The sequence below is a fragment of the Sphingobacteriales bacterium genome (assembly GCA_016700115.1).
Taxonomy (GTDB): domain Bacteria; phylum Bacteroidota; class Bacteroidia; order Chitinophagales; family UBA2359; genus UBA2359.
In genome coordinates this window covers 5,510,966-5,535,580 of record CP064999.1, presented here as the reverse complement: position 1 = coordinate 5,535,580, position 24,615 = coordinate 5,510,966, and the positions used below count along the sequence as shown (strand labels likewise).

The window sequence follows — 24,615 nt, the reverse complement described above, 5'->3', positions numbered from 1 at the left end:
CATGCGACAAGCTTTGAAGGAAGCAACAAACGCGTTTGAAAATGATGAGGTTCCGGTAGGAGCAGTTGTTGTTTGCCGGAATGTGATAATAGCACGGGCACATAATCAGACTGAGTTGTTGAATGATGTTACAGCTCATGCCGAAATTTTGGCTTTAACTGCTGCCGTCAATCATTTGGGGAGCAAGTATTTAAACGAATGTATTTTGTATGTAACGCTCGAACCCTGTGCAATGTGTGCCGGGGCGATGTATTGGGCACAATTGGATACTTTAGTGTTTGGAGCTTTCGATCTTAAACGGGGATATTCTAAACTTACACCACCTGTTTTGCACCCCAAGACAAAGATAATAAATGGAGTTTTGGATATAGAATGTGCACAGTTATTGACCGGTTTTTTTAAACGCAAACGATAAAAGGTATTTTTTAAGTTATCCTGAACCATAGCTTGATAACCAATGTTGTAAATAAAATCTCAGACAATTAACACTGAGCTGCAAATCAATAATTTTACTTAATCATTAAAATATCTGTTATGCCATTTCAACTACCTGATCTGCCCTATGCTTACGATGCTTTAGAGCCGCATATTGATGCGCGAACCATGGAAATTCACCACAGCAAACACCACGCAGCTTATACTACCAACCTCAATAATGCAATTGCCGGTACTGAGCTGGAAGGTAAAACCATCGAAGAATTATTGCTGGTTGCAGGAAGTAATCCTGCTGTCCGAAATAATGGAGGTGGATTTTGGAATCATAATTTGTTTTGGAAAATCATGTCTCCGGCCGGTGGGGGACAACCCCAAGGCGCATTGGCTGCTGCCATTCAGGCTCAGTTTGGTTCTTTTGATGCATTTAAAGAAGCCTTTTCAAAAGCCGGAGTTACCCGGTTTGGTTCAGGTTGGGCCTGGCTTGGTGTAAAAGAGAACGGATCTCTTTGTGTTTGTTCAAGTCCCAATCAGGATAACCCTTTGATGGATGTGGCTGAAAACAAATGTACCCCTATTTTGGGTATGGATGTTTGGGAACATGCTTACTACTTAAAATACCAAAACCGCCGCCCCGACTACATCAATGCCTTTTTTGAAGTTATCAATTGGGCTGAAGTCAGTGCTGCTTACCATGCAGCAGGTGGAAAATAAGCCCCTGATGTGTGAAACAAAACTCCCTTTTTGAATCTTCGATCAGGGAGTTTTGTATTTAGACCCGTTTTATGGTTATCGCTTTTTCAGGTCTCAAATTCTGTTTTGTATTTGTTTAGAAGTGCGGTTTAATTTTTTATGAAATCAAGTACTTTCATTGTCCATTTATTTGTGGTTTATTCAGCCCGAAACGAAACACAGTTTCAAAGGTTGGTTAAAATCATCAGTTCATTCAGAAGATTGATGATGGATGAAAATGTATCCTTGGTTTTAAATGGCTCTGTTCAGGTTGAACAGTCAGGAGAATTGGAAACAAAAAAAAGAACCGGATTTCAAATAAGAAAAGCCGATATTGTTTTGATGTTAATTGGGGATGAATTTTTACCTGCTTCAACCGCTCATTTGCCGGAAATATTTGACGGTAACAAAGCTGAGGACGTTTTGATCGGCGCAATCACCTTATCAGACCTTGATTTTACTAAATCAAATCTTTACCAAAAGGTCGTTCAAAATTTTACAGTTTTTTTACTCGATAAATTACCCGAACAGGTTTTGCCGTTGCAGTACAACAACTTGTTTGAAAAATCATTTTTAAAACTAATCAGGTTGGCAATCAGAAATCAGAGCGGAAAGCTATTTCAAAACATGTTAAAGGAAGCCAATCAAAAGTTTAAGAACGGGAAATGGGAAATGGCCGGACAACTATATTCACAAATGCTCAAAACGCTTCCTGATTCTGTTTCGGACGATAGGTTTAACGAAATCAATGACAAATTGTTGATTTGCTTTCGCGAACTACATTTCGAACAGTTGGTTAAAAACGGCGAGCGGGCATTTCAACAAAAAGATTATCCCGTGGCAGCAAATTTTTTTGAAAAAGCCCTGCAAATAAAACCTGCCCCTAAAGTTGTCCTATTGCGGGAAAAGAGTTTGGTTACACCGGTTCCCGCATATAAAATTTTGAAACAACAAAATGAAGAGGACTGGTTTTTTGAAAGTCTGCAGGAAGCCGAAAGATTGTTTAAACTGAAAAAATGGAACGCTGCGCTTGAACAGTATGAAGAAGCCGCCGCTGTTTTTCATATAGATTTCGGATACAACATTTCCAATATTTACCGTCAGATGAAAGCCTGTAAAACCGAGTGTTGTTTCGAAGAAGTTTTCAACCTTGGGCGGGAAGCCTATAAAGCCAAAAACCATCATGAAGCTATGAGTTTTTTTGAAGAAGCCTATTCCATCAAACCTGAGGATTCAACTGCCAAAAGGCTGTACGAAAAATCGAAGCGCATTGTTCACCTGAAAAAATTATTGCCGGTCGCTCAGATCCTAAGTATTTCATTGCTTGCACTGCTTCTGATCTATATGCTCGTTTTTTTCACCAACTCTATTTAACGGTTTTTTGCCCATATTTTCACAGAAAGACTTAATTTTACATCGTTGTAACTTTAAAGCAGGATTTTTTAATCTTGTTGGTTTGCAAAATTCAATTTTTCAATAAATCAAATTCACCATGAAACAATTTGCTTTTATCTTGTTCTTTGTTGTAATTTCTGTGTTTACCTCCACGCTGTTTGCACAGGAACGCGGTAAAGACAATTCTACCCCCGGAACTACCACCAAACTGACCGAAAACCCCCAGTTTCAGAGTAAAGTCAATTCCCGGGATGCTCAGCCCGGAAGAGGTGATGGCGCAGAAAAACCCAAAACTCCGGTGGTTCCTTTGACAAAAGGGGAGAAAGAACATGCAATTAGAAATTACCGCATAGATTTCAAAGCCAACCCCATGGCAAATCCGGATCAATTAGTGGCATCCATGTTGTTGTTTAATGCTCAGGACGAGCAAGTAGGGTTGCTTAACTTCTATTCTCCTACTTCAAAAGTGCTTACTACCAAAGAAACTATCAGTGAAAAAGGAATGGTTACACTTTCTTATCCCATTGATTTGATGGATAAGGTCGTTGAGTTTGTAACCCGAACTCCTCAGTCGGTAATTGTTTACAACACTGAAACCAAAACTGCCTATCTTACCATGAGTGTGATACCCACCCGATCGCGTTAAGAAACCAACAAATATTTTTTTAAAAAAACCGGATCTTGCATAATCAATAGGCATAATCCGGTTTTTTTTATGCTATTGAATCAAACTCCGTATTTCTTTCCCGATTTTACATCTTTTCAATACTGTCTAAATATTCCTGTTATGCAACCTGTTCTCACTTTGCTTAATATTGAATGTCTCGAAACCAACGACATTGATCAGGCCGATGAACTGCAATGCCGCATAGTTACAGATGAACTGCATATTGCACAATTTAAACAAATCATGCACTCCGGGCAGCAGTGGACTTTAAACGAAAGTGTAAGGTTCAGCTCAATGGTAAGTATTCAGCTTTGGGAAGAAGGTAAATACAAACCTTTTTATATTGGACAAACCGATATAATCGCAGACAACATCAGGTTAGGCGAGTTTTCCGATGAATTTCATAACGGAGCTGCGCGATATGTTATTCGATATAAAGTAGATTCTCAGGTTCCCGAATCTGATACCAATCCTGAAAATTCAGAAACATCAGTAAATTATAATGAAAGCGGTACCGTTCAGGATTCCTTATTGTCAAACAGTCAATCCAAAAGGGAGATTAGAAATTTTAGTACCGCTCCTTTCGGAACTCCCGTGAAAACGGTACATACCGGTTTTTTACCCGATAAAAACGGATTCCGTTTTGCCAACTATTTTGCAGCAAAACTCCCTTTTGTTTCGAAATTTGATTCTACTTATGGGTTATGTGGGGGGATGGTAAAAGCTGCTGCCGATTTTTTTGAACACAATCTGACTTTACCCGATGTTGCAAATGTTCCGAAACCGGGCTCAGCTTTATACCGGTATTTATTAAAGCGGCAATTTCAGAGTTTTGGAACAGGATATTTCTATTTAGTTAAGTTTTTTAACTGGTGGTTTACAAGAACTACTCCCAAAACTCAGGAACTGACAGCACTGGAATGGAAAAAAATTAAGCCACAATTAGACCAAAAAAGGTTAGTACAGTTTGGAATGGTTTATGTTGACCGGCATGAAGGTAAAATGTGGGAAAACCATCAGGTACTTGCTTATGCCTATGAAGAATATAGCGGTAACTTTTACCGGATTTATATCTATGATCCGAATTATCCAAAACGAAATGATATTTATATATCCGCACAGTTAGTGTCAGTCCCCGATAAACACACAAGCATAGAACGGCTGATTTGCGAAGAGCAGGTACCCGGTTGGATGGTTAAACCCATCAGAGGTTTTTTTGAAATACCGCTAAATTCAAAAAGACCTCCTGCTTTGTAGGACAAACCTGAAGGTTGTTCAGGCAATTTATCATCCGCAATTCAACTTAATTGTTGTCCTGAACAATAAATGTAACCCGTTTTAGAGGACAACAAAAAAAAAACTCCCCCTACATCATGATGATGACAAGGGAGAGCTACATGTACGTATGAAAAAGAGTCAATTTGACAAAAGAATGGGAATGGTATGAGTCAATACATACCGGTTACTTCACCGTATTTTGATTTTTTAAAACAGGGGTCGTTTAAACTGCCAGAAAGAAAATAGCCGATAAAATTCCCATCAAAAGCGCTAAAAGTAGAATGATCATAGTTTTAAGATTTTAAAGTTAGAGTGGTGCGTTTTTTTAAAAATTAACTTTCGTTTAAGAACCTTGTTTTGATTTACTACCATGTAACGCAAGGTACTTGGTAAAAGTTCAATGATCTTCGAATTTTTTCAGTTTTTTTTTGATTTTTTATTATTTGGTTAGGCAGGTAGTCAACATCCAATTTGCGCGGGAACAAATACTAATCGAATCTGATACCCAAAAAGTTACAGGGCACCCCGATAATTCTTGGTTTTTTAAGAATAATTAACGTCTGAAAGACAATCTACTCGCTCAAAAACTAAAAAGTACGAGTTGAAGGAGTGCCCTGATAAAAGTGCGGAAATCCTGGCAACAATAAGTCATTGGGAATTGATGGTAAACAGCGTTAAGATTTGCCAATAATTTTATTGGGTTCATGCCTGCCGGAATTATTCCCGATTAGTTCTGTAAAGGGGATTACCGGTTCAACAGTTCGGATGGTTGAGATTTACCGATTCAGGATAACGCTTTGTGAAATGTCCTGTTTTTCAACAGTCCAAAGCAATTGATTTATACCACTATATTGATGATTCTTCCTTTGAGGTAGATAAATTTACGCACTTCTTTCCCACCAATCCATTCATCGAGTTTTTCATCTCCAAGAACTGCATTTTTAACTTCTTCTTCCATCAAATTTAAGGGCAGAGTGAGTTTATGCCTTAACTTACCATTGACTTGAACCGGATATTCAAAATTATCTTCCCGGATGAATTCGGGATTGTAAACAGGGTACGAGGTAAAATGAATAGATTCGGTATTACCAAGCAATTGCCAAAGTTCATCACAAAGATGAGGTGAAAAGGGAGCCATCAAAACGGCAAGTTCCTGTAAAATCTGCCTGTTGTTGCACTTGAGCGTGTAAAGGTCGTTGACACACTCCATAAACGCACTGACTGCTGTATTGAAAGAAAGCCGTTCGATGTCGTCGTTAACCTTTTTAATGGTTTTGTGTAATGCTTTTAACTCGTCAGCAGTTGGCGGAACATCTGTAAGCTGAGGTTGTTCGTTAACTATATTAAACAATCGCCAGAATTTTCTCAAAAACCTCGAAACGCCCTCAATTCCTTCGGTACTCCAGGGTTTTGCATCGGTCAGCGGGCCTAAAAACATTTCATACATCCGGAAACAGTCTGCACCGTATTTGGCGACCACATCATCGGGGTTGACGACATTGTATTTGGATTTTGACATTTTTTCTATCGCCCAACCACAGATATACTTGTCATTTTCTAGGATAAAATCAGCCTCTGCAAAGTCAGGTCGCCATTGTTTAAACGCTTCAATATCCAATATGTCCCCATTTTCGACAAAATTTACATTGACATGAATAGGGGTTGTTTCGTATTGATCTTTTAATCCTGCCGAAACAAAAGTATTAGTATTGGCAATACGGTAAACAAAATTGGAGCGACCCTGAATCATGCCCTGGTTCACCAATTTCTGAAAAGGTTCCCGGGTACTTACCAATCCAAGGTCGTGCAAAAAGAAATGCCAGACCCGGGCATAAAACAAATGTCCGGTTGCGTGTTCAGCTCCGCCAAGGTAAAAATCCACGTTTTTCCAATATTGTTCTGCTTCCTTTGATACAAACTCGTTGTTGTTATGAGGATCCATATACCTGAGATAATACCAGCTACTGCCTGCATATCCGGGCATGGTATCTGTTTCTCTTTCGCCTTCGGGGCTATTGACCCATTCGGTCAGGTTTGATAAAGGCGACTTTCCGTTTTTGGTAGGTTCATAACTTTTTACTGAAGGCAGTTCAAGCGGCAAATCGTCTTCTGAAAGCGGGAAGGCAATTCCGTTTCGATAAACTATGGGAAAGGGTTCACCCCAGTAACGTTGACGGCTAAATCCGGCATCCCGCATTTTGTAATTGACTTTGGCCTTGCCAAATCCGTTTTGCTCCGCATAGTTTGTGGCTTTTGAAATAGCTTCCTGCCAATCCAACCCGTTGAGCATTCCGGAGTTAATCATATTGCCCTGTTTTACAGAACAGGGGTTGTCTAAGTTCTCGGTGCCCTCAATCACACAAATAACGGGCAGGTTATAGTGATTGGCAAATCTGAAATCCCGATCATCAGAAGAAGGTACCGCCATTACAATTCCGGTTCCGTAGCCTGCAAGTACATAATCGGCCACCCAAACCGGTACTTTTTCACCATTAAAAGGGTTGATGACATAACTTCCGGTAAACTCGCCCGATATCGTTTTTACATCCGCCATTCTCTCCCGTTCAGACCGGTTATTGACAGCCTCCAGGTATTGTTTGACAGCTACTTTTCTGTCGGGAGTTGTTAACTGGTCTAAAAGTTCATGTTCGGGGGCAACAGATAAAAAGGTTACCCCGTAAACCGTGTCAATTCTTGTGGTAAATACGGTCAAAGCCAAATCGGATTGATCTACCTGAAAGCTAAGTTCAGCTCCCAAAGATTTGCCAATCCAGTTTCGCTGTATTTCTTTGGTAGATTCAGACCAGTCAATTTCATCCAATCCAGATAAAAGTCTTTCGGCAAAGGCTGTTGTCCGTAAAAACCATTGTCGCATCGGAACGCGCAAAACAGGATGCCCTCCGCGTTCGGAAACTCCGTCTTTCACCTCATCATTGGCCAGGACAGTGCCTAATTCGGGACACCAGTTTACAATGGCATACGATTGAAAACATAACCTGTAATCCATGAGTATTTTGCTGCGTTCGCTGCTGTCCATATTTGCCCATTCTGCCGCGGTAAACTGTGGGGTATTTTCAGAACAGGCAGCCTCCACATCTTTTGTGCCGCTATCTTCAAAAAGAGTCAACAGTGTAAGGATTCGCTCCGCTCGATTGGTTGCTTTGTTATACCAGCAGTCAAAAAGTTGTAAAAAGATCCATTGAGTCCATTTATAAAACTTTGGATCACAGGTAGAAACCTCCCTGCTCCAGTCGTAGCTAAGTCCGAGCAACTGTAGTTGTTCTTTGAATCTTTGAATATTGCGTTTAGTAGTGATTTCAGGATGTTGCCCGGTAAGAACGGCATATTGTTCTGCCGGAAGGCCAAAAGCATCAAAACCCATGGGGTGCAAAACATAAAAGCCTTTCATGCGTTTAAACCGCGAATATATGTCTGAAGCAATATAACCTAAAGGATGTCCGACATGCAAACCATCACCGGAAGGGTAGGGGAACATGTCTAATACATAATATTTTGGCTTATCAGACTGATTGGAGGTGATATATACTTCATTTTCCTGCCAGTATTGCTGCCATTTTTTTTCTATGTCCGTGAAATTGTAATCCATAACTGAATAAAAACTATTTTGGGGGCAAATATACACATTGTAACATGAATTAGTTTATTCTGTTGATTTGGCAGACTTCTGCCTCATTCTGAACAGTATCTGAAATTATTGAAAAAGGAACTTCTTTCACAAGCAGGATCCAATCTATAAATGCAATTTCGCATAGTTACAAACAGCAATTTTTCGGCTTTGTACTCCGCAGCGCAGTTTCATGGTCAGCACCTAAGTAAAAAACCTGTAAAGTTTTTGATTTTCAAAAAAACAGGGTAAATTTGTAGTAACCGTCAATTCCCGCCGATAAAGCAAAACTGTTATGATAATTGACATGGTTTGCACAGGCTGCCACAGCGAAGGCAACGAAACCGGTGCCTATAAAACGGGGGTACTTAGCGATGTAAACCGCAACCTGTTTCTCGGCTGCACGGGGGAGGGCATCATAAAACTCGAAACCCCCACTCAATGGATAGTGGGCAGTTCGGAACAGACACCCAACTACGACCCCGATGGTGATTGGCGGAACGGAGCATCCATTCTTCAACAAGGGGGTATTTTTCCGTTATACAATCAGGTGGTCAGGTTCAGAAACTCGACCGGCATAGACCCCGACCCGGAAGACGGAGTATGGGGCGGTGCAGGCGTGTTTTTCGAGGCAGGACCAAAGAATCCTGTTAATATCTTCGGATTTGGACATACCAACTCCCGAGAATGGGCTTTGTCGGTAAAAGAATTGCTAAATAAAGATACCGATACTGGAGAAAGCAAATATTATGTATTCAACGAAGCCAATGCTGATGCCGGCAGGGCTTTATCGCTTTCCGGTTTTCTGACCAAAGGTGAGATACCGCCCGGAATGCCCTACTTCTTCAACCCCATCCTGTTGAGCAAAAATGATGAAGAAGGGGAAAAGAAAATCAGAATAACGGTGGGGCCTGGCGCACCTACAGTAGAGTTGGTTCATCATGATGGAAGTGCAGTTACTTATTATGATCCAATTGAAGAAGAAGATGTTTTTTTAAAAAAAATAATTGGCAATGTTGGTGATGTACATTTTAATAGTTTGCCAAAAAGTGAAACCGGTTTAGACAATGTAGCTTGGATATGTACAGAGACATTCAATTTCAACTCCGAAATTCCAGAAGACTCAATTGATGCCGTATGGAAACCTATTTGGTTCATAAACCCATAATAACAATACCATGAAAAAAATTTCAATCTCTTTGTTGGCTGTTCTGATCTGCCCTCAATTTGTATTTTCACAAGGGTGGGTGAGCTATTTCAAATCAAATGCTTCATCCTATTACGATACAAAAGTTTTTGATTTATTCGAAATGGATGACGGGAACTTTTTGAGTTCTGGCAGATATCCGGGCATTGTCATCTTAAATTCTGAAACAGGAGATACGGTATTAACAAGTAATCATGCAGGAGGTCATGGTGTACGGACAACAGACGGAGGGTATATGTTTGGGGTAAAGAAATTAAACCTCAATCTTGAATTAGAATGGGAAATTCCCGAATCAGTTTTATCCTCTCTTTTCTTTGGTATTTGTGAATCCATAAATGGTACCGGCGACAATGTCGTTTATTCTGGTTTAACTTTTCAACTTCTGGGCGATGCTGATATTCCTATGAATTATAATTGTACATGGTCTGTAAACAGTTTCACCGGAACATACTCAAGTTTTCTTAATTATCTAATACTTCCGGTACAAACCCTTGATGACTGGGCAGCAGGTGAAAATAACGACATGGTGCCTTTATTGGACGAAAACGGCTGGATGGTTTTTGCACAATGTAATGATTGCCATTCCTGTTTTATCAAATACACTGGCAGCTCTTTAAGTCAGACCTGTATTGATGAATTTTCTCCAGAAACCCGAAGCATTATTCACGCCAACGAGGGAGACGGCTATATCGTTACCACGGGAAATCGCGTTATAATAAAAGTTGACCTGAACGGCAATATCATTTGGGGTAAAGAGTATCAAACTACTATTCCACCAGTGAATCCATACGAGTATGGTTTTAATAACATCATCAGCACGGGTACAGACGGCTATATTACAGTAGGAAGAACTTATTTATTCGAGAAGCTTTGGGTTGTCAAAACAGACAACAACGGCAACCTGCAATGGCAGTCTGACTATATTGGGATACAAAATTACCAGACAGTAGGTAGAACCATCATGAAAACATCTGATGGGGGTTATCTAGTAGGTGGCGTGGCAGTACACATTACCTCCCCTAATTATGAGGCCTACCCCTTCTTCGTAAAAATGGATTCCACCGGCAATTGCCGTCCGCAGGCAGCTTTTACCCATTCCTTAGACAATTACACCCTGAACATAGAAACCAACACCTCCACAGGTGCCCATGAATATACCTGGCTGTTCGGAAATTCGGATACTGCCCAAACTGCAATGCCCGTTTACACCTATCCCAATCCCGGCACCTACAACCTTTGCCTCGTCGCCACCAACCCCTGCGGAAACGATACCCTTTGCACACTAATTGATGTCGCCACCGGCATACATACACCTAAGTCCAACCTGCCCACTTTGTCGCTTTATCCAAACCCTGTTTCGGCAAACCAAAACTTTTTTTGGCAGGCAGACGGTATTTCACAGGGTGCTGCCTTAGAGTTGCGGGTGTTTAACCTTACCGGCAGTATCCTCTACCTGGAACAACCCAACCAACCATCCGGCATCCTGCCTTCGCATACCTGGCCGCCCGGTCTTTACTTTTTGCAACTCATCACCCCTAACTACCAATCTACCGTCAGATTGGTGGTTTCGGGGGAATGATTTTAAAACTTGTATAAATCCAATTTTTAAGTAAGCCTGATTGCCGTTCAAAACTTTAAAAATGGTAATGATTCAAAAACATTTTCAAAAAAAATAAAAAAATCTTACCAAAAATTTTGTTTTCAAAAATAAAAGGTATATTTGCAGAGTTGTAACATATTACCCTAAATAAATCTGCCTCCTTATGTTTGTTGATATCACCACAATGCCCGGCGCACCCAATACGTCAAACGGCGACTGGCTGCCGGCTTTTTATGAAGCACAATTGTCTCTGAAAAACAACATATATGGGGGGGGGTAATATATATTCCGCCCGGATACTACCATTTCAGCAACACACTTCAGATTTTCGGTGCTCCCATCATCAGAGGGGCAGGTCCTAACAACACCTTTCTGATTGTGAATGCCCCGTTTGCTCCCCACCCCTTTGACAGTAATCTGTTATTGCCGGCAGACGGATTGATTGTTCATGCAAATTATGAAGGTGGTAACTTAGGTACCGGTTTGTTTCTAAACCACCCAACATTGCCCATATCGCCCGACATCAATTTTGTCTTGTCTTCTGGTTTTGATGTTGCCGATTTTTTGGATGCGCCATTCACCACCAATGCCGAACCTACTTTAGAGGATTTCTCTTTGATTTATGCCAACACCTCCCAAAGCTACGAAAACCCATATAATCCCGATTTTGGTTTCGGACACGGAATGATGTTTCATAAGCGGGCAGCAGTCAATAACTGTACAATCAGCGGATTTCCGGGCGATGGCATCAGAGTGGTGGGCACTAATTCCAAAAAAATCTTTTAGAAGGTCAAAGAATATGGGGGTTGTTCTACCAGATTGACGGAATTTTCATTGCCAACCCGCCCGATATTCAACATGAAGAAAATCAACACACCCCCGCCCCCGAAGATCTATTGCCGGTCAACTACATTGATTTCCGGTTTTTAAACTATTTTGAATTAGACCCTATCCCATATATCTCAAAGAACCTGAAAACCGATCTTGACGTTAATTTTTTAAGAACTACCAACAATACTTTACTTCCCGATGGAACCGTATTAGAAAACCTGCAAATTGAAATACTGATCGGGGGAGAGGATTTTGCAGCATTGCTGCTTCCGTTTTTGCAGGTAGATTTCGCAGACCCTCCTCCTGCACCGACTACCGCAGGTTCGGTCGAATTTCATTTGTTTGCAGATACCGCCTCTTTCCCCTACGGAGAAATACCGGTCCGGATAAAAGCTACTTATGATAGCGGCGCTCATGCCGTTTCAGAGGTGTTTTATATTTATGCTTGCGACAATATCCACAATGCCTACCCCAGACATGTTTATACCAATGCCAATGTCAGTCAGATTTACAATACCCGGATTTTCAAATGCAAAAGAAACGGGCTTTATATTGCCGGTATCGATTCCAATGCTTCTACCATAGTGGGGCTGACTACCAACCGAAACAGAGGGATGGGGCATATATGACAACAGTGCATTGGGGAACACCTATATCGGCTGCCACAGCGAAGGCAACGAAACCGGTGCCTATACGGCGGGGGTACTTAGCGATGTAAACCGCAACCTGTTTCTCGGCTGCACGGGGGAGGGCATCGTAAAACTCGAAACTCCCACTCAATGGATAGGGGGCAGTTCGGAACAGACACCCAACTACGACCCCGATGGTGATTGGCGGAACGGGGCATCCATTCTCCAACAAGGGGGTATTTTTCCGTTATACAATCAGGTGGTCAGGTTCAGAAACTCGACCGGCATAGACCCCGACCCGGAAGACGGAGTATGGGGCGGTGCAGGCGTGTTTTTCGAGGCAGGACCAAAAGACCCTGTTGATATCTTCGGATTTGGACATACCAACTCCCGAGAATGGGCTTTGTCGGTAAAAGAATTGCTAAATAAAGTTACCGGTACGGGCAACAGCCCTTATTACGTTTTCTCCGAAAAAAATTCAGATTTAGGCAGGGGTTTATCCTTATCCGGTTTTCTGACAGGTGGTGAGATGCCTCCCGGAATGCCTTATTTTTACAACCCTATAATGTTGAGCAAAAATGACGAAGTTGGGGAAAAGAAAATTAGAGTAACGGTGGGTGAGGGAGAACCCACTTTAGAGGATGTGTATCATGAAGGGTTACCAATCTATGAAACGGGGAATACGCCATTAAAAAAAATAGTCGGTAATGTAGGCGATATTCATTTTAATAGCAATCCTACTATAGATGAAAACCCAGAAACCAATGATAATCTAAGATATGTGGCTTGGATTTGTACAGTGGCATTTCAGTATGACGAGGAATACCCATCCGAATCAGTAAATGCCGTTTGGAAACCTTTTTGGAACATTAACCCTTAACTGAAATGCCATGAAAAAATTAAAATATTATGTATTATCAACTCTTTTCTACTTACAATTTGCCTATGCGCAAAATTGGGTAAATTATTTTAAATCAAACACCACATCTTTTTCCAATGTATCTGTTATTGATTTATTTGAAATGGATGACGGAAACTTTTTGAGTTCTGGCAGGAAACCGGGTATGGTACTTTTAAATTCAGAAACCGGCGATACTCTTTGGACATCTGATATTGCTCAAGGCCATGCCTTACGTACAACTGACGGTGGTTTCATGTTCAATAAAACCAAATTAAATGCAAATTTTGAGATAGAATGGTCTATTACTGAAAGCATATACGGTTTGGGTGGCATTTGGGAAATAATTCAAGGTTCCGGAGATTTAGTTATATATTCAGGCACATCAACAACATTACTGTTGGGAGATGCGTATTATCCGTTTGAATATAATTTTATCTGGTCTTTAAACAGTACTACCGGCTTGTATCCAAATTCAGTTAATTTTCTTGCCCTTCCCGTACAAACTTTTGATGACTGGTCTTCAGGACCTATTATTAACGATATGGTCCCTCTATTAGACGGAAACGGTTGGATGGTTTTTGCACATTGTAATTATTGCGATGGTTGCTTTATTAAGGTTCCTTCTCTTGGTTCTATTAGCCAAAGTTGCGTTAGTTTGTGGGAAGTTGATACCCGAACTATTATCCATGCCAATGAAGGAGACGGTTATATCGTTACCGATGGTTATCGTATTATTGTAAAGGTTGACCTGAATGGCAATCATGTTTGGACCAAGTATTATGAAACCACGGTTCCGCCTGTTGTACCCGGTGTCTATGGTTTTCACGACATCATCAGCACAGGGGCAGAGGACGGGTATATTGCTGTAGGAAGAACCAAAAATAATCAAAATCTTTGGGTAGTCAAAACAGACAACAACGGCAACCTGCAATGGCAGTCTGACCATATCCGTATAAAAAACTACAATACAGTTGGCAAAACCATCATGAAAACATCAGACGGAGGTTATCTTATTGGCGGAGTTGCAACCATAGGCTATCCTCTTTATGAGGCCTACCCCTTCTTCGTAAAAATGGATTCCACAGGCAAATGCAGTCCACAGGCAGCTTTTACCCATTCCTTAAACAATTACACCCTAAACATAGAAAGCAACACTTCGACAGGTGCGCATAACTATACCTGGTTGTTCGGAAATTCGGATACGGCCCAAACCGCCACGCCCGTTTACACCTATCCCAACCCCGGCACCTACAACCTTTGCCTCGTCGCCACCAACCCCTGCGGGAACGATACCCTTTGCACACAAATTGATGTCGCCACCGGCACACATACACCTAAGTCCAACGTTCCCACTTTGTCGCTATATCCAAACCCTGTTTCAGCAAACCAAAACATCTTTTGGCAGGCAGACGGCATTTCTACGGGTGCTGCTTTAGAGTTGCGGGTGTTCAACCTTACCGGCAATATCCTTTACCGGGAACAACCCAACCAACCGTCCGGCATCCTGCCTTCGCATACCTGGCCGCCCGGTCTTTACTTTTTGCAACTCATCACCCCTAACTCCCAAACTACCGTCAGGTTGGTGGTTTCGGGGGAATGATTTAAAAACTTGTATAAATCCAATTTTTAAGTAAGCCTGATTGCCGTTAAAAACTTTAAAAATGGTAATGATTCAAAAACATTTTTTAAAAAAAAATAAAAAAATCTTACCAAAAATTTTGTTTTCAAAAATAAAAGGTATCCTGACTTTGACAGTTAAATGAGATAACCCGTTAATAATCAATGATAATAAGAAATAAGAAACCGCAATTGTAGTGGCAACTTTTTTTCTTAGGCTATTGTTTTTAAGACAATATGCTTACATTTGCGGTATGTTTGTAAAAGCCACTAAATCTAAAAACCATACGTATATTCAGTTAGTGGAATCTTTTCGTGAAGGAAAGACTACCAAGCACAAGGTAATTGCCAACTTTGGTCGCCTTGACCAGTTGCGTGATTCAGGATTCCTACTATCAGTTGGGCAGAAATTGCTGTCATTGAATAACACGCCTTGCATTGGGGCAGAGAATTTGCAGGAAACTGCACGCTTCTGTTATGGTCATTTGGTCTATAAAAAAGTATGGGAGCAACTTGGCATCGGAGAAATTATCAAAAAATGTGCTAAGGGAACAAGGATAAAGTTCGATATAGAAGAGGTGATTTTCTATTGTGTGATTCATCGTCTGTTGAAAAGCAAATCAAAACATCAAGCATTTAAAGATCAGAAATTGTTTTATGGGCAGGAAACATAATTGGGTTGCAAGAAATTTACCGAAGTTTAGATTTTTTGTGTGATAAAAAGCAGGCAATTGAGACACAACTGTTTTACCATAAAAAAGGCGTTTATGCTAAGCCCATCGAAGTTGCTTTTTATGATGTAACGAATTATCACTTTGAGACAAACAGAGCAGATGCTTTACGCGAATTTGGGTTTAGCAAAGCTGGAAAGTTTAATGAAGTACAAGTGGTGATGGGCTTATTTATAGATAGCACAGGCAGACCGATAGGCTACGATCTTTTTCCGGGTAATACTTTTGATGGTCAGACGATGGTAGATGCGCTGAAAATGTTAGAAAAGCAGTTTAATATAAGAAAAGTCATTGTAGTAGCCGACAAAGGTCTCAACTCGAAAGAAAATTTTAATTTAATACGTCAAGCGGGCTATGACTACATTGTTAGTGCCCGCTTAAAATCGATGCCCCAAAAGTTGGTACAAAAGATTTTGGCAACCAATGATATGGAGACAAAGACTGTGTGCGAGGATACGGGTGAAGTAACATTTAGCTGGAAAGTGTTGGATTACGAAACAACCTACAGCGATGCCAATACAAAGAAACAAAAATTGCAAGATAAACTCCTAATTACTTGGAGTGCCAAAAGGGCAGCCAAAGACGCAAGAGACAGGGAAAGACAAATACAAAAAGCAAAAGTCAAATTAGACAACGGAGCGGACTTGCAAAACAAAAAGGGGGCTAACCGATTCCTGAAAATGGCGGAGAGTACCAATACAAAAGCTGCTGAAATAGACCAAGAACGAATAGATGAAGATGCAAAATGGGATGGTTACTACGGCATACAGTATAGTAAAACGGATATGACGAACGAAGAAGTCTTGGCAAACTACCATCAATTATGGAAAATAGAAGAAAGTTTCCGGGTATTGAAGACCACCCTATCCACTCGACCAATTTTTCATTGGACACCCAAAAGGATAAAAAGGACATTTCATGACCTGTTTTTTAGCATTCATGCTCGAACGGACGGTGGAACTAACCCTAAAGTTTGCAAACATCAACTTAAGTCCATGCAGTATTAAAGAAGAACTCAATCAAATGCAATTGTCTGAACTAACAATTGATGATAAAAAGTACTTGCTGAAAGGTGCTGACACAGCATTAACCAACAAAATCCTTTCGGCATTTCGTATCCCTCCGTTCAAAGACTTAGCTCCAGCGAACTAAATAACCCGTTTTGTAGTGGCAACTATGCCATTTTGAGGAAACTTAACTCGCTGATTATCAATGGTTTGTGAAATTTAACTGTCAAAGTCAGGAAAAAAAATAAAAAAATCTTACCAAAAATTTTGTTTTCAAAAATAAAAGGTATATTTGCAGAGTTGTAACATATTACCCTAAATAAATCTGCCTCCTTATGTTTGTTGATATCACCACAATGCCCGGCGCACCCAATACGTCAAACGGCGACTGGCTGCCGGCTTTTTATGAAGCACAATTGTCTCTGAAAAACAACATATATGGGGGGGGGTAATATATATTCCGCCCGGATACTACCATTTCAGCAATACACTTCAGATTTTCGGTGCTCCCATCATCAGAGGGGCAGGTCCTAACAACACCTTTCTGATTGTGAATGCCCCGTTTGCTCCCCACCCCTTTGACAGTAATCTGTTATTGCCGGCAGACGGATTGATTGTTCATGCAAATTATGAAGGTGGTAACTTAGGTACCGGTTTGTTTCTAAACCACCCAACATTGCCCATATCGCCCGACATCAATCTTGACTTGTCTCAAGGCTTTGACGTTGCCGATTTTTTGGATGCGCCATTCACCACCAATGCCGAACCTACTTTAGAGGATTTCTCTTTGATTTATGCCAACACCTCCCAAAGCTACGAAAACCCATATAATCCCGATTTTGGTTTCGGACACGGAATGATGTTTCATAAGCGGGCAGCAGTCAATAACTGTACAATCAGCGGATTTCCGGGCGATGGCATCAGAGTGGTGGGTACTAATTCCAAAAAAATCTTTTTAGAAGGTCAAAGAATATGGGGGTTGTTCTACCAGATTGACGGAATTTTCATTGCCAATCCGCCCGATATTCAACATGAAGAAAATCAACACACCCCCGCCCCCGAAGATCTATTGCCGGTCAACTACATTGATTTCAGGTTTTTAAACTATTTTGAATTAGACCCTATCCCATATATCTCAAAGAACCTGAAAACCGATCTTGATGTTAATTTTTTAAGAACTACCAACAATACTTTACTTTCCGACGAAACCGTATTAGAAAACCTCGAAATTGAAATACTGATCGGGGGAGAGGATTTTGCAGCATTGCTGCTTCCGTTTTTGCAGGTAGATTTCGGAGACCCTCCTCCTGACCCGACTACCGCAGATTCGGTCGAATTTCATCTGTTTGCAGATACCGCCTCTTTCCCCTACGGAGAAATACCGATCCGGATAAAAGCTACTTATGATAGCGGCGCTCATGCCGTTTCAGAGGTGTTTTATATTTATGCTTGCGACAATATCCACAATGCCTACCCCAGACATGTTTATACCAATGCTAATGTCAGTCAGATTTACAATACCCGGATTTTCAAATGCAAAAGAAACGGGCTTTATATTGCCGGTATCGATTCCAATGCTTCTACCATAGTGGGGCTGACTACCAACCGAAACAGAGGATGGGGCATATATGACAACAGTGCATTGGGGAACACCTATATCGGCTGCCACAGCGAAGGCAACGAAACCGGTGCCTATACAACGGGGGTACTTAGCGATGTAAACCGAAACCTGTTTCTCGGCTGCACGGGGGAGGGCATCGTAAAACTCGAAACCCCCACTCAATGGATAGGGGGCAGTTCGGAACAGACACCCAACTACTACCCCGATGGTGATTGGCGGAACGGGGCATCCATTCTTCAACAAGGGGGTATTTTTCCGTTATACAATCAGGTGGTCAGGTTCAGAAACTCGACCGGCATAGACCCCGACCCGGAAGATGGAGTATGGGGCGGTGCAGGCGTGTTTTTCGAGGCAGGACCAAAAGACCCTGTTGATATCTTCGGATTTGGACATACCAACTCCCGAGAATGGGCTTTGTCGGTAAAAGAATTGCTAAATAAAGTTACCGGTACGGGCAACAGCCCCTATTATGTTTTCTCCGAAGCCAATGCTGATGCCGGCAGGGCATTATCCCTTTCCGGTTTTTTTACTGGAAATGAAATACCGCCCGGAATGCCCTACTTTTTCAACCCCATCCTGATGAGCAAAAATGATGAAGAAGGGGAAAAGAAAATTAGAATAACGGTGGGAATTGGTAAACCCCCTTTGGAGGATGTTTATCATGATGGCTTACCTGTTTATACTCCGGGGGTAATTCCACTTACAACAATAAAAAAAATAGTTGGCGATATCGGAGATATTCATTTTAACAGTTCGCCTAAAAATGAATCGGGCTTAGATTACGTAGCTTGGATTTGTACTGAGCCTTTCCAGTTTGATATAGAAAACCCTACTGCATCTATTGAAGCTGTCTGGAAACCATTTTGGCTCATTGCTTTTTAAATCTCAATGCCATGAAAACTATATTAAATTATATACTAGCACTTACGTTTTCTACTCAATACCTGTTCGCACATGGATGGGTGAGTTATTTCCTACCAGAGTATTTTTTAGGTCCCGCTTATACCAGTGTTTTTGATCTCTTTGAGTTAGAAAATGGAAACTATTTATGTACGGGAATGGATCCAGGTATGGTGATGCTAAATTCGGAAACCGGCGACACAATTTCGACAAGCAACATCGTAATGGGACATGCTGTAAGAACAACAGACGGTGGATATTTTATCGGTGTCAGTAAACTCAACAATAACTTTGATATTGAGTGGGTTGCAACAGATGTAAGTTCATATACTTATATTCAAGAAGCCATACTAAGTTCAAATAACAATGTTTATTTCTCCGGCATCTCTTACCTGTTATATGGCGATGCTCCAATTCCTTATGAATACAATTCAATATCGCAAATAAGTTTAATTTCAGAAAGCTTTTCCGAACCAACAATTCTTGCCCTTCCCGTACAAACCCTTGATAACTGGGCAGCAGATGAAAATAACGACATGGTACCTTTGTTGGACGGAAACGGCTGGATGGTTTTTGCGCATTGTAATAATTGTGGTTGCTGTTTTATCAAGGTTACTTATCCCTTTACATTTAGCCAAAATTGCCTCGGTTCTCCTGCTGATACTCGAAGTATTATTCATGCCAACGAGGGAGACGGCTATATCGTTACCATGGGAAATCGTGTTGTAATAAAAGTTGACCTGAATGGCAATATCATTTGGAGTAAGATATATCAAACCACGGTTCCGCCTCCTGTTCCTTATGTCTATGGTTTTCACGACATTATCAGCACAGGGGCAGACGGCTATATTGCTGTCGGAAGAACTAACTATGACGAAAAACTCTGGGTCATCAAAATAGACAACAACGGCAATGAACAATGGCAATCCGACCATATCAGAATAAAAAACTATAGAACTGTCGGAAGAACCGTCATGAAAACTTCGGACGGGGGTTATCTTATTGGCGGTGTTGCTGTTGTATCTTTTGCAGATTATACGGCCTACCCCTTCTTCGTAAAAATGGATTCCACCGGCAATTGCCGGCCGCAGGCAGCTTTTACCCATTCCTTAGACAATTACACCCTGAACATAGAAACCAACACCTCCTCAGGTGCCCATGAATATACCTGGCTGTTCGGAAATTCGGATACTGCCCAAACTGCAATGCCCGTTTACACCTATCCCAATCCCGGAACCTACAACCTTTGCCTCGTTGCCACCAACCCCTGCGGGAACGATACCCTTTGCACACAAATTGATGTCGCCACCGGCACACATACACCTAAGTCCAACGTTCCCACTTTGTCGCTATATCCAAACCCTGTTTCAGCAAACCAAAACATCTTTTGGCAGGCAGACGGCATTTCTTCGGGTGCTTCCTTAGAATTGCGGGTGTTTAACCTTACAGGCAATATCCTCTACCGGGAGCAACCCAACCAACCTTCCGGAATCCTGCCATCGCATACATGGCCGCCCGGGCTTTACTTTCTGCAACTCATCACCCCTAACTACCAATCTACCGTCAGATTGGTGGTTTCGGGGGAATGATTTTAAAACTTGTATAAATCCAATTTTTAAGTAAGCCTGATTGCCGTTCAAAACTTTAAAAATGGTAATGATTCCAACAAGGCTGCCACAAATATAAGATAAGACGGTCGTGTTTTTTCTTCTATATTATAGATATTTAAGCGACATTGACCAAATCTGTTGGCATAAACCCGTCTGCGAATTGAGTATTAAAAATTGAATCGGGCGATTTTCGTACCAATTTAATAACTGTTTTGACCGTAAAACGCGTATTACAGAGTATTTTGAGGTCTAAAATGCTAAAGTTAGGGTTATTGTATTTAACCTGATATTGTGCCTGCAAAATTTTAGCCGTCAAGGTAGCGGTAAAGCATAGATTAACAAAATTGGTCAGATTTTTCGAGGTGTAGTTTTTGAAATCGGATAGTCCGAAAAATTGTTTGGCATCCCGAAAGTCAAACTCAATCTGAAAACGCAAACTATAATAATCTATCATAGTTTGCCAGTCGAGGTTAGGGTCGGTGGTGCAAAATTTAGAGAAGGCTACTTTTTGGGTTTTCAAATTGGTTATTTTTACTATCCCCACATTTAACAGGTTTTTGCTTAAGGATTTGTTGTAACAGGGCAGTTGCCATATCTGAGTAAGGAGACCATTTTCGGTTTTGGTGTCTTTCAGTTCTTGGTTATCAAGGTTGTTCAAATCTACTTTTTCTCCGTATTTTTTGGGTCTTCCCCGATGTTTTGGGGCTACTGGGTCTGAGTAGGCATAGACGAGGGCGGCATTTACAGGCAAACGGGTAATCAGGTGAAGTCCGGTCTTTGTTACCGCAGAGAAATAATCTGCTGAGGCATAAGCACAGTCTGCTACCATATAGGTCAGGTTGATGCCCGGTAAGCACGAAAGCAACTTGTTTAACAAGGCGGTGAATGCCCGAAAGGATGCCGTAGGATTGGGCTGCTTGGGTCGGTTTTTGCTGCCTTGCTTCCTGCCACGAACCAAACATCTGCCTTCGGCACTGCGCTGCTTGCCAGCTAATGCCTTCTTTTTCTGTTCCGCTATCCGCTTCCTGTCCCCCTCTGTCTGTACGACTTGCTCTACCACCATCGGATATGATTTCCGTTTCCCCACAGCTATCAGAGAAGCACAAAAAAAACAAATCCCGAATATGGGGCATTTCTGAATGCTGCTCCAAAACTTCGACAAACCATAGGTCTTGTCCCGACTTTTCCCTTCTACCACTTCGTCTATGGCTATAATATAATTCTCCTCCGGTTGATACACCCACTTCAAAAAACAACTTCATACGAATGCGCTCCCACAGGTAGTCCTCTGACATAAAACGAAACCAAGTGCGAACAGAGTAGTTACTATAGCGGCATAAACTCCGTACACTTACTCCATATCGAATACACATAAAACAGTACAGAAAATCCCTTAATTGTAATATCTTTGCTACTGACAGGATGTCTTTATATAACTCTAAAGGCAGAATGTTGGGAGGCATATACTTTGATTTTGGGTTTGCAATTCGCAAAATTACAAAGATATCGCCTCCCTTCTTTTTTTTAATGTGTGGCAGCCATGTTGGATTCAAAAACATTTTCAAAAAAAATAAAAAAATCTTACCAAAAATTTTGTTTTCAAAAATAAAAGGTATATTTGCAGAGTTGTAACATATTACCCTAAATAAATCTGCCTCCTTATGTTTGTTGATATCACCACAATGCCCGGCGCACCCAATACGTCAAACGGCGACTGGCTGCCGGCTTTTATGAAGCACAATTGTCTCTGAAAAACAACATATATGGGGGGGGGGGTAATATATATTCCGCCTGGATACTACCATTTCAGCAACACACTTCAGATTTTCGGTGCTCCCATCATCAGAGGGGCAGGTCCTAACAACACCTTTCTGATTGTGAATGCCCCGTTTGCTCCCCACCCCTTTGACAGTAATCTGTTATTGCCGGCAGACGGATTGATTGTTCATGCAAATTATGAAGGTGGTAACTTAGGTACCGGTTTGTTTCTAAACCACCCAACATTGCCCATATCGCCCGACATCAATTTTGTCTTGTCTTCCGGTTTTGATGTTGCCGATTTTTTGGATGCGCCATTCACCACCAATGCCGAACCTACTTTAGAGGATTTCTCTTTGATTTATGCCAACACCTCCCAAAGCTACGAAAACCCATATAATCCCGATTTTGGTTTCGGACACGGAATGATGTTTCATAAGCGGGCAGCAGTCAATAACTGTACAATCAGCGGATTTCCGGGCGATGGCATCAGAGTGGTGGGCACTAATTCCAAAAAAATCTTTTTAGAAGGTCAAAGAATATGGGGGTTGTTCTACCAGATTGACGGAATTTTCATTGCCAACCCGCCCGATATTCAACATGAAGAAAATCAACACACCCCGCCCCCGAAGATCTATTGCCGGTCAACTACATTGATTTCCGGTTTTTAAACTATTTTGAATTAGACCCTATCCCATATATCTCAAAGAACCTGAAAACCGATCTTGACGTTAATTTTTTAAGAACTACCAACAATACTTTACTTCCCGATGGAACCGTATTAGAAAACCTGCAAATTGAAATACTGATCGGGGGAGAGGATTTTGCAGCATTGCTGCTTCCGTTTTTGCAGGTAGATTTCGGAGACCCTCCTCCTGACCCGACTACCGCAGGTTCGGTCGAATTTCATCTGTTTGCAGATACCGCCTCTTTCCCCTACGGAGAAATACCGATCCGGATAAAAGCTACTTATGATAGCGGCGCTCATGCCGTTTCAGAGGTGTTTTATATTTATGCTTGCGACAATATCCACAATGCCTACCCCAGACATGTTTATACCAATGCCAATGTCAGTCAGTTTTACAATACCCGGATTTTCAAATGCAAAAGAAACGGGCTTTATATTGCCGGTATCGATTCCAATGCTTCTACCATAGTGGGGCTGACTACCAACCGAAACAGAGGATGGGGCATATATGACAACAGTGCATTGGGGAACACCTATATCGGCTGCCACAGCGAAGGCAACGAAACCGGTGCCTATACGGCGGGGGTACTTAGCGATGTAAACCGCAACCTGTTTCTCGGCTGCACGGGGGAGGGCATCATAAAACTCGAAACCCCCACTCAATGGATAGGGGGCAGTTCGGAACAGACACCCAACTACTACCCCGATGGTGATTGGCGGAACGGGGCATCCATTCTCCAACAAGGGGGTATTTTTCCGTTATACAATCAGGTGGTCAGGTTCAGAAACTCGACCGGCATAGACCCCGACCCGGAAGATGGAGTATGGGGCGGTGCAGGCGTGTTTTTCGAGGCAGGACCAAAAGACCCTGTTGATATCTTCGGATTTGGACATACCAACTCCCGACAATGGGCTTTGTCGGTAAAAGAATTGCTAAATAAAGTTACCGGAACGGGCAACAGCCCCTATTATGTTTTCTCCGAAGCCAATGCTGATGCCGGCAGGGCTTTATCGCTTTCCGGTTTTTTTACTGGAAATGAAATACCGCCCGGAATGCCCTACTTTTTTAACCCCATCCTGTTGAGCAAAAATGATGAAGAAGGGGAAAAGAAAATCAGAGTAACGGTGGGGCCTGGTAAGCCCGTAGAAGAAGATGTACATGTAAATGGGACTGTTTATGGTTCTCCTCCATATTTACAAAAAATTATCGGCAATATAGGCGATATACATTTTAATAGGAGCCCTCTTTATTTAGGTGAAACAGCTAATAACTTAGAACGCGACAATGTAGCATGGATATGTACAGAGGCGTTCATATTCGACCCCGAAACTCCTTCTGCCTCAATAAATGCCGTATGGAAACCTTTTTGGTTCATAAACCCATAA

At 41.6% G+C, this 24,615-nt stretch carries 19 protein-coding genes; 17 read left to right on the top strand and 2 right to left on the bottom strand.

Annotation, left to right across the window (positions count from 1 at the left end; translation table 11 throughout):
* Position 1 precedes the first annotated feature (1 nt).
* From IPM47_19875 to IPM47_19855, 5 genes are all read left to right on the top strand, one after another.
* Positions 2-415, top strand: coding sequence for a nucleoside deaminase (locus IPM47_19875; protein ID QQS29067.1), 414 nt, complete (start codon positions 2-4; stop codon positions 413-415).
* Between the two features lie 119 nt (positions 416-534).
* Complete coding sequence (locus tag IPM47_19870) at positions 535-1,146, top strand: superoxide dismutase (protein ID QQS29066.1); 612 nt, start codon at positions 535-537, stop codon at positions 1,144-1,146.
* Between the two features lie 138 nt (positions 1,147-1,284).
* On the top strand, positions 1,285-2,538 hold the full coding sequence (locus IPM47_19865) for a tetratricopeptide repeat protein (protein ID QQS29065.1): 1,254 nt from the start codon (positions 1,285-1,287) through the stop codon (positions 2,536-2,538).
* A gap of 118 nt (positions 2,539-2,656) precedes the next feature.
* Entirely contained in the window at positions 2,657-3,205 is a 549-nt protein-coding gene (locus tag IPM47_19860; protein QQS29064.1) for a hypothetical protein, read from the top strand.
* 141 nt (positions 3,206-3,346) lie between these two features.
* Positions 3,347-4,483, top strand: coding sequence for a hypothetical protein (locus IPM47_19855; GenBank protein QQS29063.1), 1,137 nt, complete (start codon positions 3,347-3,349; stop codon positions 4,481-4,483).
* 859 nt (positions 4,484-5,342) lie between these two features.
* Here the strand turns inward: IPM47_19855 and IPM47_19850 are convergent.
* Positions 5,343-8,111 carry a leucine--tRNA ligase gene (locus tag IPM47_19850; protein ID QQS29062.1) on the bottom strand — a complete coding sequence of 923 codons (2,769 nt, stop codon included), beginning with the start codon at positions 8,109-8,111 and terminating at the stop codon, positions 5,343-5,345.
* Between the two features lie 313 nt (positions 8,112-8,424).
* On the opposite strand from IPM47_19850, the gene IPM47_19845 reads away from it, so the two are divergent.
* From IPM47_19845 to IPM47_19800, 10 genes are all read left to right on the top strand, one after another.
* Positions 8,425-9,297 carry a hypothetical protein gene (locus IPM47_19845; GenBank protein QQS29061.1) on the top strand — a complete coding sequence of 291 codons (873 nt, stop codon included), beginning with the start codon at positions 8,425-8,427 and terminating at the stop codon, positions 9,295-9,297.
* 10 nt (positions 9,298-9,307) lie between these two features.
* The gene (locus IPM47_19840; GenBank protein QQS29060.1) at positions 9,308-10,915 is read left to right on the top strand and encodes a T9SS type A sorting domain-containing protein; all 1,608 of its coding nucleotides are present in this window, start codon (positions 9,308-9,310) and stop codon (positions 10,913-10,915) included.
* 399 nt (positions 10,916-11,314) lie between these two features.
* Positions 11,315-11,722, top strand: coding sequence for a hypothetical protein (locus IPM47_19835; protein ID QQS29059.1), 408 nt, complete (start codon positions 11,315-11,317; stop codon positions 11,720-11,722).
* A gap of 20 nt (positions 11,723-11,742) precedes the next feature.
* Complete coding sequence (locus IPM47_19830) at positions 11,743-12,396, top strand: hypothetical protein (GenBank protein QQS29058.1); 654 nt, start codon at positions 11,743-11,745, stop codon at positions 12,394-12,396.
* 10 nt (positions 12,397-12,406) lie between these two features.
* Positions 12,407-13,276 carry a hypothetical protein gene (locus IPM47_19825; protein ID QQS29057.1) on the top strand — a complete coding sequence of 290 codons (870 nt, stop codon included), beginning with the start codon at positions 12,407-12,409 and terminating at the stop codon, positions 13,274-13,276.
* Between the two features lie 10 nt (positions 13,277-13,286).
* Positions 13,287-14,897, top strand: coding sequence for a T9SS type A sorting domain-containing protein (locus tag IPM47_19820; GenBank protein ID QQS29056.1), 1,611 nt, complete (start codon positions 13,287-13,289; stop codon positions 14,895-14,897).
* A 214-nt stretch (positions 14,898-15,111) separates the two neighbouring features.
* Positions 15,112-15,588, top strand: coding sequence for a hypothetical protein (locus IPM47_19815; protein QQS29055.1), 477 nt, complete (start codon positions 15,112-15,114; stop codon positions 15,586-15,588).
* Between the two features lie 5 nt (positions 15,589-15,593).
* Positions 15,594-16,652, top strand: coding sequence for an IS1634 family transposase (locus IPM47_19810; protein QQS29054.1), 1,059 nt, complete (start codon positions 15,594-15,596; stop codon positions 16,650-16,652).
* A 550-nt stretch (positions 16,653-17,202) separates the two neighbouring features.
* Complete coding sequence (locus tag IPM47_19805; protein ID QQS29053.1) at positions 17,203-19,155, top strand: right-handed parallel beta-helix repeat-containing protein; 1,953 nt, start codon at positions 17,203-17,205, stop codon at positions 19,153-19,155.
* 11 nt (positions 19,156-19,166) lie between these two features.
* Positions 19,167-20,762, top strand: a complete 1,596-nt coding sequence (locus tag IPM47_19800) for a T9SS type A sorting domain-containing protein (protein QQS29052.1) — start codon at positions 19,167-19,169, stop codon at positions 20,760-20,762.
* Positions 20,763-20,898: 136 nt separating this feature from the next.
* Here IPM47_19800 and IPM47_19795 read toward each other — a convergent pair whose 3' ends face one another.
* Positions 20,899-22,032, bottom strand: coding sequence for a transposase (locus IPM47_19795; GenBank protein QQS29051.1), 1,134 nt, complete (start codon positions 22,030-22,032; stop codon positions 20,899-20,901).
* A 514-nt stretch (positions 22,033-22,546) separates the two neighbouring features.
* Here IPM47_19795 and IPM47_19790 point away from each other — a divergent pair.
* Complete coding sequence (locus tag IPM47_19790; GenBank protein ID QQS29050.1) at positions 22,547-23,212, top strand: hypothetical protein; 666 nt, start codon at positions 22,547-22,549, stop codon at positions 23,210-23,212.
* Positions 23,179-24,615, top strand: a complete 1,437-nt coding sequence (locus IPM47_19785) for a hypothetical protein (GenBank protein QQS29049.1) — start codon at positions 23,179-23,181, stop codon at positions 24,613-24,615. Before IPM47_19790 ends, IPM47_19785 begins: the two co-directional genes overlap by 34 nt.

Coding starts and splice junctions, on each gene's coding strand:
- IPM47_19875 (QQS29067.1), top strand. CDS start 2: ATGCGACAAGCTTTGAAGGAAGCAACAAACGCGTTTGAAAATGATGAG.
- IPM47_19870 (QQS29066.1), top strand. CDS start 535: ATGCCATTTCAACTACCTGATCTGCCCTATGCTTACGATGCTTTAGAG.
- IPM47_19865 (QQS29065.1), top strand. CDS start 1,285: ATGAAATCAAGTACTTTCATTGTCCATTTATTTGTGGTTTATTCAGCC.
- IPM47_19860 (QQS29064.1), top strand. CDS start 2,657: ATGAAACAATTTGCTTTTATCTTGTTCTTTGTTGTAATTTCTGTGTTT.
- IPM47_19855 (QQS29063.1), top strand. CDS start 3,347: ATGCAACCTGTTCTCACTTTGCTTAATATTGAATGTCTCGAAACCAAC.
- IPM47_19850 (QQS29062.1), bottom strand. CDS start 8,111: ATGGATTACAATTTCACGGACATAGAAAAAAAATGGCAGCAATACTGG.
- IPM47_19845 (QQS29061.1), top strand. CDS start 8,425: ATGATAATTGACATGGTTTGCACAGGCTGCCACAGCGAAGGCAACGAA.
- IPM47_19840 (QQS29060.1), top strand. CDS start 9,308: ATGAAAAAAATTTCAATCTCTTTGTTGGCTGTTCTGATCTGCCCTCAA.
- IPM47_19820 (QQS29056.1), top strand. CDS start 13,287: ATGAAAAAATTAAAATATTATGTATTATCAACTCTTTTCTACTTACAA.
- IPM47_19800 (QQS29052.1), top strand. CDS start 19,167: ATGAAAACTATATTAAATTATATACTAGCACTTACGTTTTCTACTCAA.
- IPM47_19790 (QQS29050.1), top strand. CDS start 22,547: ATGGGGGGGGGGGTAATATATATTCCGCCTGGATACTACCATTTCAGC.